At 71.5% G+C, this 11,941-nt stretch carries 10 protein-coding genes; 4 read left to right on the forward strand and 6 right to left on the reverse strand.

All coding sequences use genetic code 11. The features are described from left to right. Positions 1–88: 88 nt before the first annotated feature. Positions 89–286 (forward strand): hypothetical protein, encoded by a 198-nt coding sequence (locus P3X83_RS03730; protein WP_277303044.1) that lies wholly within the window; start codon positions 89–91, stop codon positions 284–286. A gap of 56 nt (positions 287–342) precedes the next feature. Here the strand turns inward: P3X83_RS03730 and P3X83_RS03735 are convergent, their stop codons facing one another. Beyond that, a complete protein-coding gene (locus P3X83_RS03735; protein ID WP_277303045.1) occupies positions 343–822 on the reverse strand; it encodes a nucleoside deaminase in 480 nt (159 codons plus the stop codon). A gap of 187 nt (positions 823–1,009) precedes the next feature. Next, the gene (locus P3X83_RS03740) at positions 1,010–2,122 is read right to left on the reverse strand and encodes a neutral zinc metallopeptidase (RefSeq protein ID WP_277303046.1); all 1,113 of its coding nucleotides are present in this window, start codon (positions 2,120–2,122) and stop codon (positions 1,010–1,012) included. A 423-nt stretch (positions 2,123–2,545) separates the two neighbouring features. Between P3X83_RS03740 and P3X83_RS03745 the strand changes: the two genes are divergently transcribed. Together P3X83_RS03745 and dtd are read left to right on the forward strand one after the other, a co-directional pair. Continuing rightward, entirely contained in the window at positions 2,546–4,243 is a 1,698-nt protein-coding gene (locus tag P3X83_RS03745; RefSeq protein WP_277303047.1) for a DUF2207 domain-containing protein, read from the forward strand. A 139-nt stretch (positions 4,244–4,382) separates the two neighbouring features. Then, positions 4,383–4,808, forward strand: coding sequence for a D-aminoacyl-tRNA deacylase (dtd, locus tag P3X83_RS03750; protein WP_277303048.1), 426 nt, complete (start codon positions 4,383–4,385; stop codon positions 4,806–4,808). A gap of 29 nt (positions 4,809–4,837) precedes the next feature. On the opposite strand, the gene P3X83_RS03755 is transcribed toward dtd, so the two are convergent. The 4 genes from P3X83_RS03755 to P3X83_RS03770 all read right to left on the reverse strand — a co-directional run bounded on the left by P3X83_RS03755 (position 4,838) and on the right by P3X83_RS03770 (position 11,396). After that, on the reverse strand, positions 4,838–5,827 hold the full coding sequence (locus tag P3X83_RS03755) for a glycine cleavage T C-terminal barrel domain-containing protein (RefSeq protein WP_277303049.1): 990 nt from the start codon (positions 5,825–5,827) through the stop codon (positions 4,838–4,840). A gap of 10 nt (positions 5,828–5,837) precedes the next feature. Beyond that, positions 5,838–6,251, reverse strand: coding sequence for a Fur family transcriptional regulator (locus tag P3X83_RS03760; protein WP_277303050.1), 414 nt, complete (start codon positions 6,249–6,251; stop codon positions 5,838–5,840). A gap of 89 nt (positions 6,252–6,340) precedes the next feature. After that, the gene (locus P3X83_RS03765; RefSeq protein ID WP_277303051.1) at positions 6,341–10,273 is read right to left on the reverse strand and encodes a GDSL-type esterase/lipase family protein; all 3,933 of its coding nucleotides are present in this window, start codon (positions 10,271–10,273) and stop codon (positions 6,341–6,343) included. A 130-nt stretch (positions 10,274–10,403) separates the two neighbouring features. Continuing rightward, positions 10,404–11,396: a helix-turn-helix domain-containing protein gene (locus P3X83_RS03770; protein WP_277303052.1), complete on the reverse strand. Its 993-nt coding sequence runs from the start codon at positions 11,394–11,396 to the stop codon at positions 10,404–10,406. Positions 11,397–11,542: 146 nt separating this feature from the next. Here P3X83_RS03770 and P3X83_RS03775 point away from each other — a divergent pair, with 146 nt between their 5' ends. Then, positions 11,543–11,938 (forward strand): DUF2267 domain-containing protein, encoded by a 396-nt coding sequence (locus tag P3X83_RS03775; protein WP_277303053.1) that lies wholly within the window; start codon positions 11,543–11,545, stop codon positions 11,936–11,938. Positions 11,939–11,941 lie beyond the last annotated feature (3 nt).

Here is an 11,941-nt window from a genome sequence, read left to right on the forward strand (position 1 = left end):
AAGTGTGCTGCTGAGACCTTGACTCTGCGCGCGTTGCGGCACACGATCTCCGTGTCCGCTACACACGATGAAGGCAGGATCACAGAGGATGAAGCTCAGGTTCCTCGGCAGCACGAGCGACGGCGGCCAGTGTCCCACCCTTTACGAGACCGACCGGGACACGTTCGTCGTCCAGGGCATGCGGGTGACCGACCCCGAAGCCCTCTCCGAACTCCGTGACATCCTGCCGGGCGAGGATTTCGTCGAGATCCCCAAGGAGCTGCTCCGCTTCGCGGACGAGCAGTGACCGCGACGGCCGCGCCCCGACCAGCACGAACGAGTGCGTTCTGACGGGCGCGGCGGTCACGCCTTGTCGAGGAAGCGCCGGTGGAGTGCGCGCACCTCGTCGGACAGCCCGGGGATCGGCCCTTCGACCGCCACCCCGGGCGCGACCTCCTGAACGGGCAGCGGTCGCACCGCCGACGCGGGCAGCCCCCACTCGGCACGCCACTCCGTGAGCTGGGCCGAGGAGCATACGTAGACGATGCGTCCGAGGCCCGCCCAGGCGTGCGCCGCGGAGCACATCGGGCAGTGCTCGCCGGAGGTGTACACCGTCGCGCCCGCGCGGTCCTCGGGGCTCATGTTGGCCGCCGCCCAGCGCGCCAGCTCGAACTCCGGGTGCCGGGTGGCGTCACCGGTGACCACGTGATTGTGGTCCTCCCCGAGGACGGTGCCGTCCGGGCCCACCAGCACCGACCCGAACGGCTCGTCACCGATCTCCAGCGCGTGCGCCGCGAGCTCCACACACCGCCGCAGATGGCGCATCTCCGAGTCGTCAACCATGACCGGCCTCCCTTGATCGCTACTCCGGCCCATGCTAGGCCGCCCTCCTTGATCACACGTACACCCACCCGGAGCTGCTGGTGAACAAGATCGGCGATGTTGGCGGGCGTGTCGTACTCCCGGAGGGCACGAAGTACGTCAGCGTCCAGGCCGACGGGAACTGGTACCTCACCCGCCGGTGACGCCGTCAGCGCACCTGGGAGGCGGCGACGGCCCAGGTGTTGCAGTAGGCGATGCGGCCGTAGCGCCAGCCCTGGTGGAGCCAGGCGACGTAGCGGTCGCCGGTGCCGTGGTCGTCGCGCCCGCCGCGCCGGTCGTCACCCCGGGTCAGGCTGTCGCGCAGGGTCTCGGTCCACTGCCCCGAGGTGATGCCGAGCGTACGGCGGGCGCTGCGGGCGAAGGTCCCGGCGAAGCACTGGGCCTGGAGCTCGCTGCGCCGGGTGTGGGCGTCCTGGGCGGAGCGCGACCGGCTGGATACCTCCCACCACCAGGCTCCGCCGATGCCGGACATGCTCTGGGCGTGGTGACCGTATTCGTGGGCGAGCACCCGCAGATAGATGGTGGGGTTGGCGGCCGGATTCGCACCGCCCGACGCCTGGACGACGTGCCGGAGGCCGATGTACATGCCCCGGTTGGAGGGACAGTAGTAGGCGGAGGTGCCCGAGGCGGGATAGACGCCGCAGGGGCCGCGCCCGCTGCCGCTGTAGAAGACCCGGCGCGGAGGCATGAACAACGCACGGGCCTGCGCGAACTTCCCGGCCCACGCCCGATCCAGGCAACCGGTGGCGGCATCCAGGAAGCGCCTCATGTCGGCGGGCCGGGTGCTCGGCCGCGGTGCCCGGCAGGCCATGGGGCGCATCACGCCGGTGCCGTAGAGGGGGTTACGGGTGAGCCGGGCACGCGTGTCGGAGCGCCGCATCCTACGTAGATCGACAAGCATCCGCGACGCATCCACGACGGCCCCCTGCCCCGCCGGGCGGTTGAGAACCGAGGACACGGTAACTCCGGACGGGGGGTTGGGGGCCGAGGAGTCGGTGGTTCCGGCCGCGGTCCCCCGGCCGGAGTCGGGGGATTTGGCGCGTGGCGCTTCGGAGCCGGTCTTGGGGAGTCTGGTCAGCGGGGCCACGGACGGCGGGCCGATCTCGGCGGGCGCGTCGTCCGGAACCACGTCCGCCGTGGTGGTGGCCCGGGGACCGGAGCCCGCGTCGGCGGGCGAGATCGCCTCATCACCCCCGGTCAGCGCGGCAGCGACCACCACCGCGGCCACCGTCGCGGTAAGCAGCCCGACCGACCCGAGCATCAACGTCCCCACCGCCGCCGGATGACGCCTCCCGCGCCCTCCCGCTCTCCCCGGCCCTTCCGGACCGCCCGAGTTCCCGGACGCTCCAGGGCCTCCGGCGCCTCCGAACCTCTCAGGGCTTTCCGGGGGAGCGGGTTTTTTGTGTTTTCCGGGGGTTTGGGGGCTCGGCGTGGCGGGGCCCGAGGTGGGGGTTGAGGGCATTGGTCCGCCTTGGGGGAGGGTGGCGTGTGCTTGGTGCCGAGGGCGGCGAAACCGCTTCGGGCCGTGGTCACGCGCTGATCATCTTTCGGAGGAAATCTAGCCATAAATTGCAGTAGTTTCCATTAATCCCACCTTCCGTGAAATGTTCTGAATTTGGTGAAATATCGCGATCATACCCGTGTGTCCGCTGGCGCAGTCGGTTTCTCGGTAGGCTCACCTGCCATGGCGGGATCTACCTCGCGCCGCACGGCCGTCCGCGTGACCACCGGGATGGCCGTCGCCACGGCGCTCTGCACGACATTTCTCTCGGCTTTCTCGGCCGCGTCGCCCACCGCGCATGCCGCGACCGGCGCGGCCGACGGCGTCCGCGCGGGCGTCGTTAAGATCGACGCCGTCGAGCTGTCGCTGCGCCCCGGTGGGGCGCTGCACGTCAAGGAGACGGTGACCTACGAGGGCGGCGCGCCCACCAGGAAGCTGGTCACCAGGACCCGCTACGACGACTCCAGCGACCGCCTCTACAAGGTCGAGAACCTCAAGGGCAACGCCGCCATCGCCGGTGACACGATCACCGTGACCGGCGGCGCGAGCGGCACCGCCACCTTCGAGTACGACGTCAAGGGCGTCATCACCCCGCTCGGCGACGGTGAGGAGATGCGCTGGTACGCCGCGGGCGGCTGGTCCGCGCCGGTCGAGCAGGCCACGGTGAAGGTCACCGGCAGCGCGCAGATCCAGAACCTGTCCTGCTTCGCGGGCGCGCTCACCTCGGCACTGCCCTGCACCGCCGCCTCGATGGACCACACCGGGGCCACCGGCGACTTCGAGCAGCAGGGGCTGGCCGGCGGCGAGACGCTGACCATCGTGATGGGCTACCCGAAGGGCACCAGCGGCGGCGGGCCGATCCTGGAGCGCCGGTTCGAGCTGTCCAACGCGTTCACCGTCAACGCGGTGACCGGCGGCGCGCTGGCCGGTCTGCTGCTGGTGCTGCTCGGCGGCATCGGCCTGCTGTACTGGACGCGCGGGCGCGACGCCCGCGTGGTCGGCCACGAGTCGGGCGCGCTCAACCCCATGCGGGACGGCCACTTCACCCCGCCGGACGGCGTGCGCCCCGGCCAGATCGGCACGCTGCTCGACGAGCAGGCCGACGTCATCGACGTGACCGCCACCATCGTCGATCTCGCGGTGCGCGGCTACGTCCGCATCGACGAGCAGCCCAGGCAGACCTACGACGCGCCGGACTGGACGCTCGTCAAGCTCCCCGACGCGCCGGTGTCCGCGCTGCTCCCCTACGAGCGCGCGCTGTACGACGCGATCTTCGCGGACCGCGACAGCGTGCTGCTCTCCGAGTTGCGCGGCTCGTTCGCCAAGGACCTCGGCCGGGTGCGCGACGCCCTCTACACCGACGTGGTCAGGCAGGGCTGGTTCGCCCGCCGTCCCGACGGCGTGCGGACCCGCTGGACCCTCGTCGGCGGGGCGCTCACCGTGGCGGGCGTGCTGGCGACCGTCGCGCTGGCCTGGTTCAGCGCGTACGGCCTGCTCGGGCTGGCGGTGATCATCGCGGGCGCCGCGCTGGCCGTGGGCGGGCAGTACATGCCGGCCAAGACCGCCAAGGGCGCCGCCGCGCTCGCCCACACCCTCGGCTTCCGCGAGTACCTGGCCGAGGGCGACCTCGACCAGGTGCCCCCGGACAAGCGCGTCGAGGTGTTCTCCCGCTACCTGCCGTACGCGGTGGTCTTCGACAACGTGGACCGCTGGGCGCGGGTGGTGGCCTCGGTCAACGGCAACGGCCGTCCGGCGGACAACCTGTACTGGTATCACGGCCCGGCGGAGTGGGACCTGTCCAAGTTCGCCGGGTCGATGCGCACCTTCGCCACCACCACCTCCGGCGCGATCTCCGCCTCCCGGCAGTTCAGAAGCCTTTAGCCGCGCACCCCGCGAGCACCCCCGCGCGGTGCACGGACTCCACGAACCCCGAACGGACTACCTCGATCGCCAGTGACTCCATCTCGCCCCTTTCCGGGGTCGAGTGTAGGGAACGCGAGAAATGGCAGAATGGCGGGCCATGCGTGCGGTTGTGCAGCGGGTGAGTTCCGCGTCGGTGTCCGTGGACGGTGCGATGGTGGGGGCGATCGACGAGCCGGGCCTGATGGTGCTGGTCGGCGTGACCCACACCGACACCCCGGAGCAGGCGGCCAAGCTCGCCGCCAAGCTGTGGGGGCTGCGGATCCTGCACGGCGAGAAGTCGTGCTCCGACGTCTCCGCGCCACTGCTGGTGATCAGCCAGTTCACCCTGTACGGCGACGCCCGCAAGGGGCGCCGCCCCACCTGGCAGGCGGCGGCCCCGGGCGAGACGGCAGAGCCGCTGGTGGACGCCGTGGTGGCCGAGCTGCGGGCGCTCGGCGCGCGCGTCGAGACCGGCGTGTTCGGCGCCGACATGAAGGTGTCGCTGGTCAACGACGGCCCGATCACCCTCGTCCTGGAGATGTGACCGGGCCGTACGGCGAATGGAGGCGGCGGCTAGCGGATCCGGCGGCGCAGCGACGGGTCGATCGCCACGTTGCGGCCCGCGTCGGGCGGCACCACGACCTCCTGGGCGGCGGCGACGCCGTCGGCGAACAGCGTGGCCTCGACCGGCACCGCGCGCTTGACCACGGCCAGCGCGATCGGCCCCAGCTCGTGGTGGCGGGCGGAGCTGCCGACGAAGCCCACCGGCTCGCCGCCGGGCTCCTCGCTCACCGGCGCACCGTGCGGCGGCAGCTTGTCCACGCTGCCGTCGAGGTTCAGGAAGACCAGGCGGCGCGGCGGGTGGCCCAGGTTGTGGACGCGCGCCACGGTCTCCTGGCCCCGGTAGCACCCCTTGGTCAGGTGGACGGCGGCGCCGATCCACCCCACCTCGTGCGGGATGGTCTTGTGGTCGGTCTCGAAGCCCAGCCGGGGCCGGTGCTCCTCGATGCGCAGCGCCTCGTAGGCCCACAGTCCGGCCGGGCGCAGGCCCAGACGCTCCGGCAGGGCCTCGCGCGGCAGCAGGACGTCGCCGCCGATCGCGATGGAGCCCTCGGGCAGCGGGGGCCGCTCGGCCAGGCGGTGTGAGACGACGGCGTAGCGGGCGGTCTCGTCGGCCACCTCGACGCGGAGCATGAAGCGCATCCGGTCGAGCCAGCCGATCAGCGCGGCGCCGGTGCCGGGCTCGACGTGGCCCCAGACCGACTCGCCGTCGTCGACGAGGGTCAGGTGGTGTTCGACCCGGCCTTGGGCGTCGAGGAAGAGTGTCTCGGTGGGTTCGCCTGGCGAGAGCGTGTCGAGTTTCTGCGAGCTGAGGTCGTTGAGCCAGCGCAGCCGGTCGGGGCCGGTGATCCGGACGACCTCGCGGTCGCCGCGATCGACCACCGCCTCTCCCGCCAGCAGCGCGCGCTGCTCGGCGAACGGCTCGCCGTAGTGGGCCGCCACGCCCTCGTCGGGGGCCTCGGCGGGCACCGCGCCGGGCGTCTGGAGCAAGGGGCTGGTCATGTAATCCAGGTTACTTGCACGATCGGCAGCGGCCGAAGACGGTGAGGTGGTGCACGTCGGTGTCGAAGCCCAGTTCGGCGTCGAGCGTGGTGACCATGCTCTCGACCAGCTCCGGGCGCACCTCGGTGACCTCGCCGCAGCCCCGGCACACCAGGTGCACGTGGTCGGCGTCGGCCGCCAGGTGGTAGGTCGGCGCGCCTTGCCCGAGGTGGGTGTGGGTGACCATGCCAAGCTCTTCGAGCAGCTCCAGCGTCCGGTAGACGGTGGAGATGTTGACCCCTCTGGCGGTCTGGCGCACCTTGGCGCAGATGTCCTCGGGGGTGGCGTGCATGAGCTCCTTGACCGCCTCCAGGACGAGCTGGCGCTGAGGCGTCACGCGGTAACCGCGTGCGCGGAGTTCCTCATGCCACGACGTCTCGGTCATGCACAAAGTCTAGGTCGTCGTCCGCCCATCCCGTCCCGGCCGGTCGCACCCCGCGAGATCGGGGCGCGACCGGGACCGGACAGTGCGGGTCAGCGCGAGCCGATCGGGCCGAGCACACGGTTCAGCGCGGCGGCGTAGAGGATCGTGCCGGCGATCTTGGGGTGGAAGGACTGCTGGGAGGGCAGGAAGGACTCCGACTCCCCTTGGGTGCGGGCGAGGATGACGCCGTGGATGGACTCCGGGTTTCCGCAGACCGCCTTGCCCTGGAACTCGGGGAAGGGGTCGACGAAGGTCGCGTTGATCCCTTCGGCGTTCGCCTGGTCCACCGCGGCGTCCATCTCGTTGGCCAGGTGGGTGCTCACCGAGTTGAGCCAGGGTCCCTCGGTGTCCGGGTCGAGCCCGATCACGCAGTCCCCGTTGTCCTCGAACAGGAACGGGTAGCCCATCAGGGCGATCCGCGCGTTGGGCGCTCGTCTCTTGATCTCCCGTAGCACGGTCACGAGGGATGGTTTGACCAGGTTGGTAATCAACTGTGGCTGTTTCTGGCGCAGCGGCAGGTCGTCGCCCTGCAGCGTGACGTCCGGGCAGTCCTCGTTGACCAGGTCCGAGATGCACTCGGTGAGCACCGGACCGAACCGGGAGTCGTTGCCGCCCACGGACAGCATCACCAGCGTGGTGTTCTCGTCCAGGTAGCCCTTGTCGAGCTGGGACGGCTCGCGGTACTGCCCGTGGTTGCGGTTGCCGAACGCGTTGTGCGGGTCCCCCGCGCCCAGGATGTTCTCGGTCTGCGCGCCCGAGCACGCGTGGAACTGCAGATCGACGTTGACGTCGAGGGCGTCGTGGCGGGATCCCAGCGCGGCGCCCGAGTCCGCCGCCTTGACCAGGCGCGGCCAGGCGTACTTCGAGCGGTGACAGGCGTTGCCGTACTTCCAGGTGTACTCGTCGTCCTGGTAGGTGCCCTTGACGCCGCCGCCGTCGTCGTCGGTCTCCTGGTAGTAGTCGAAACGGGCGTCGTTGGATGCGCCCTCGCCGGAGGTGTAGGAGTCGCCGAGCGCCACCACCATGTGCTTGGGCTTGGCCGGGAGCGGCTGGAAGGCGATGGCGTCCCAGGCGATGTCCTCCGCCCACTCGCCGTCCTCGGTGATGTTCGACAGCGAGACCTTGGGCGTGCCGTTGAACTTGAACGCGCCGAGCGAGACCCAGCGGTGCTCCTGGGCGCGCTGCTGCACGACCCGTTTGCGTGGCGGCGTGCCGTCGCCTAGGTCGACCATGTAGGAGGCCTGCTGGGTGTGCGCCCCCTGGTCGGGCAGGTGGACCAGCACCCGTGCCCAGCCGCGCAGCGCCTGGTTCAGCTTCCAGCTTCCGGTGATCCGGTGCGCGGAGTTGGCCTGCGGCTGGGTGTGGGTGAACCAGAAGTGGCCGCCCATCCCGCCGCCGATCTGATGGAAGTCGATCTTCGATCGGTACGCGCCGGCCTGGTCCTGCGCGAAGTCCAGCGAGAAGGTGCCCTTGTTCGTCCAGTTACGTGAACAGTTCGGGCGGACCGATGGCACTGAGTCTGGTACGTCATCGATGATCAGTGAGTTCACCGGAAGGCCGCGGGTCGTGCTGAAGGGGTTGCAGTTGGGCGGGTAGTGCTCGGTCATCAGGCCACCGGACCCGAACGCGGGTTCGGCCGCGCCCGGCGCGAACCGCACGGCCGGGTAGCCGCAGCTCGTGGCGCAGTCCGTCTTCCAGACGGCGGGCTTGTGCCACCAGCAGTGCCACTTCAGCGCGGGCCTGGACTGGCACGGCTCGGACTTGCTCGCGTCGCAGCGGTTGCTCGCGTCGCAGAACAGCTCCCGGGGCGGCTTGGCGTTGTACCGGTTCTCGTTGGTGGTCCACCACGACTGGAGGTATCCGGCCTGGTAGCTGTCGTCCCGCCAGTCGGTCTTGACGATGGGGTAGGCGGCCCAGCCGATCACCTTCTCCGGGTAGGGCCACCACTGCGGGTTGCGCGCGTCGCTCTGGCTGGTCTCCAGGAACGGCTCGCGGTCCGCCGGATAGTCCGGGTTGATCGGGTTGTTGGTCCAGCCCAGGCCCCAGTTCCCGTCCGCGTCGGTGCAGGTGGGGCTGGGGGTGCAGTTGTTGGTGTTGCCGTTGCGGGCGTCGGGCTGGACACCGCTGTTGTAGGCCCACACGGCGGCGAACCAGTTCTCCGGGCGGGCCGGGTCGGCATTGTTGATCTTCAGGTAGTCGTAGACGCTGTTCCACTTCTCCTGCAGGATGCGCAGGCCCGCCGCGATGTTGGTGGCGTAGTCGAGCGCCACGGCGCGCTGCTTGGTCTCGGCTATCTGGCCGACGCGCATGCCGTCGGTGACCTGCGCGACGCCGTAGCCGCAGTCGGAGTCGCCCCACTGCACCGTCCAGCCGTCGGCCGACCCGCGGGCGCCGTAGTAGTCGCCGATCAGCGGGCTTCCGGTCACGCCCTCAAGGGCGTGGTAGGACGCCTGCCACAGGTTCGACTCCTGGGCCAGGATGCCCAGCATGATCTGCGCGGGCACCTTGCCGCCGCCCTTCAGCGTCAGCGGCGGGAAGAGCCCCTGCGGCGACCAGGCCGACAGCCCGGACCCGTGCCAGTTGGCGGGCCGCTGGATGGTCAGCGCGTTCTGGACGGCCAGGTTCGCCGCCCACTCCACCTGCCGCCAGTGCGGCTGTGTCGCCTGGCGGCGCGGGTCGTTGCGGGCGATCGCGCAGGTACGCTCGGCCTCCACGGGATCGGACGGCGAGCCCGCGAGCGAGGCCCTGTTCTCGGCGGAGCCGTCTTCGGCCACACCGTCCTTGGCCACACCGTCGGCCTTGACGCCGTCCGCGGCACCGGTCGGCCCGCCCGCCACGACGCCGAAACCGGTGTTCGCGCCGGTCGCGATGACCCGGGCGCGTAACGTGACCGGCCGTCCCTGGGCGGGCACGGACGCCGCGGTGCGGGAGCCGTCGTGGGTGACGGCCAGCCGTCCCTCGGTGGACAGCTCCTCCCGCACGCCGGCCGCGACCCTCGTCACCTGGGCGGGCAGCGCGCCGACCCGCTCGGGCGAGCCGGTCAGGAAGGCCCTGCCGCCGACGCCCCGGGTGAGACCGAGCTTGGTGAGCGGCCCCCTGGCGAACTCGCGCGGCGCGCCGTCCCCGGCGGCCAGGTGCTCGGCCACCGCCATGCCCTTGCCTTCGGTGCGCAGGAAGCTCACGCCGCCCTCGGCGTCGGGCCGCAGTGAGTACGGCAGGCCGCCGACCCGCGTCGGCGCGGCGCTCCGGCCGTCCCGGTCGATTCGGATCAGCCCGTCGCCGCCGGACGCCACGATCCGGTCGCCGACCGGCACCGCCGAGGTGATCTGGCCGGGCACCTCGTGCCGCCGGAGCGTCTTCCCCGAGGTCGTGTCGATGACGTGTAGCCGGGTCGCGCCCAGCGCCTGCCCGCCGGCCTGGCTGAGCACGGCCTGCTCCCCCGTGCCGCAGCCGGGGTCGTGGTAGGCGAGTGAGAACCGCGTGTCCAGCCTGCGGATCTTCCCGTCGGTGAGGTCCACGACGGCGGCGAACGCGCCGCGCTGGAACAACTGCTCGCGGTTGGTGAACTGGCGCGGCGCGTACACCACGACCGCGCGGCGTCCGGAACCGGTGAGGCACGCGTTGCCGACCCACCGGTCGGTCTCATAGCCGGGCTCGGACAGGGAGGCGGCGGTCCGCCAGGTGTAGCCGGTCCTGGACTCGGCGACCAGCAGGTGCAGTCCCGTCGGGTCGCCGGCGACGGTCCAGGCCAGGTCCTTGGAGGCCCGCCAGCCGGTGCCGAGGACCTGATCGCGGACCTTGGGATCGACGGTGTCCGCACGTGGCGCGGGAGCGGTCGGGGAGGACTTGGGCGGCGGGGCCGGCTGTGCGGGTGGTGTGGGCGCGGCATGAGCCGCCGGCTGCGCGGCCACCGGCACGGCGGCGAGCAGCGCGACCACGGTTCTCAACCAGCGGCGGGACAACGGCGTTCGGCTTCTGGCCACACGCCTCCTCCTTCTCGGCCATCGGGGATCACGACAGACGCGAGCAGTGTGCGGCCGGGCTCTCGGGGTGTAGAAGCCCTTGCTTCGCGGCGGCAAAACCTTGCGGAAAGGGAGGGTCTCTGCTAATGGATCACGGCTCGGAGCCGGTGCCACCGAGCAGCGCGTCGCCCAGCCGGGTCCGGCTGTGCAGCACGTGCTGGCCCTGCCGGACGGTGCGGATCAGTCCCGCCCTGCGCAGCGTCGCGGCGTGCCTGCTGGCCGAGGACGCGCTGGCGTTCAGGCCCGCCGCCAGGGCGGTGGTGGTCAGGCCGTCGCCCACCAGCTCCAGCACCGCGGCACGGCCGGGGCCGAGCAGTTCGGCGAGGTCGCGGACGCGGCCGTCGCCTCCCGGCGCCCAGAGGGCGGGACGGGCGACGGGATAGGTCAGCACGGGACCGAGCGCCCGGTCGGCCAGGGTGATCGGATGGTGGACGCCGAAGAAGGTGGGGATCAGCAGCAGTCCCCGGCCGCCGAGGCGCAGGTCGGCGTCCCGGGGGTAGTCGAACGACAGCACGGGCGGCTCCCAGCGCGCCGACGGGTGCAGGCCGCGCAGCAGCGTCTCCACGCCGCCCCTGGCGAGGTCCGTGACCCGCCCGGCCAGATCGGCCTGGACGGCCGAAGCCTGCTCGACGGCGTACGGCACCAGCACGGTCGCGTGGTAGGCCCGTACGGCCCCGCCGAGCCGGTCGAGGATCGCCGCCCGGCCCTCCGCCAGCTCGCCCAGCCACCCGGTGGCCCTGCGGCCCGCCGTCAGCAGCCCGATCTCCGCCTGTAATCGGCGGGTGGGCGTGGAGAGCACCGTGTCGAGACCGGTCTCCAGGGCAGGATGATGCCCCGGAGGCGTGAGGAAGTCGGGAAAGTACCTGGCGGCGGGCATCAGCTCACCCAGCGCCCGCACGACGGCGTCCAGACCGGCCCGCGTCACCACGCGGGCCGAGCTCCGCCGCCACAGCGCGAAGAACGGCGCCCGCTCGCCGGTGAGCTGCTGGACGCTCAGCACCAGCTCCCACATCGCGTCGGGGCCGGGAGCCAGCCGTACCCGGGCCAGGTCCTCCCGCTCGAAGTGCAGTCGCATCCGGTTCATGCCGGCCTCCCGATCCGAGACTGCTCCGAAGGCTAGGCAGCCCGGATTTCGAAGCTCTTACCGTTTGCGCGCCAGGTCAGCGGGTAGCGGCGGGCGAGAAACGGCCGGTTCCTCCCGACGGCCGCGCAGCGCCGTGAGGAGGAACGATGCGACACGACGAGTTCATCGGACAAGTACAGGCGCGGGCCAGGCTCGCCGGGCCCGGGCAGGCCGAGCGGGCCAGCAGGGCCACGCTCGAAACACTCGGCGAGCGCATCAGCGAGGGGCTCGCCGACAAGCTCGCCGCGCAGTTGCCGCACGAGATCGGCGAGAACCTGCGCCGCACCGACATGGGCACCGGGGAGCACTTCGGGCGTCACGAGTTCGTCCACCGGGTCGCCGAGCGCGCGGGCGTGGACGACGCCCAGGCCGCCTACCTGGCAAGGGTCGTCTTCGAGGTGACCGGGGAGGCGACCGAGGGCCGGATCATGGACAAGGTCCGCGGCTGCCTGTCGCAGGAGCTGCGCGGGCTGGTCACCGCGGGCAGCCAGGGCGGCGAGTAGGCC

The sequence above is a fragment of the Spongiactinospora sp. TRM90649 genome, assembly GCF_029382225.1.
Classification (GTDB): domain Bacteria; phylum Actinomycetota; class Actinomycetes; order Streptosporangiales; family Streptosporangiaceae; genus Spongiactinospora.

Excerpts from the sequence above, each read along its gene's own strand:
- P3X83_RS03730 (WP_277303044.1), top strand. The coding sequence starts at position 89 with ATGAAGCTCAGGTTCCTCGGCAGCACGAGCGACGGCGGCCAGTGTCCC.
- P3X83_RS03735 (WP_277303045.1), bottom strand. The coding sequence starts at position 822 with ATGGTTGACGACTCGGAGATGCGCCATCTGCGGCGGTGTGTGGAGCTC.
- P3X83_RS03740 (WP_277303046.1), bottom strand. The coding sequence starts at position 2,122 with ATGCTCGGGTCGGTCGGGCTGCTTACCGCGACGGTGGCCGCGGTGGTG.
- P3X83_RS03745 (WP_277303047.1), top strand. The coding sequence starts at position 2,546 with ATGGCGGGATCTACCTCGCGCCGCACGGCCGTCCGCGTGACCACCGGG.
- dtd (WP_277303048.1), top strand. The coding sequence starts at position 4,383 with ATGCGTGCGGTTGTGCAGCGGGTGAGTTCCGCGTCGGTGTCCGTGGAC.
- P3X83_RS03755 (WP_277303049.1), bottom strand. The coding sequence starts at position 5,827 with ATGACCAGCCCCTTGCTCCAGACGCCCGGCGCGGTGCCCGCCGAGGCC.
- P3X83_RS03760 (WP_277303050.1), bottom strand. The coding sequence starts at position 6,251 with ATGACCGAGACGTCGTGGCATGAGGAACTCCGCGCACGCGGTTACCGC.
- P3X83_RS03770 (WP_277303052.1), bottom strand. The coding sequence starts at position 11,396 with ATGAACCGGATGCGACTGCACTTCGAGCGGGAGGACCTGGCCCGGGTA.
- P3X83_RS03775 (WP_277303053.1), top strand. The coding sequence starts at position 11,543 with ATGCGACACGACGAGTTCATCGGACAAGTACAGGCGCGGGCCAGGCTC.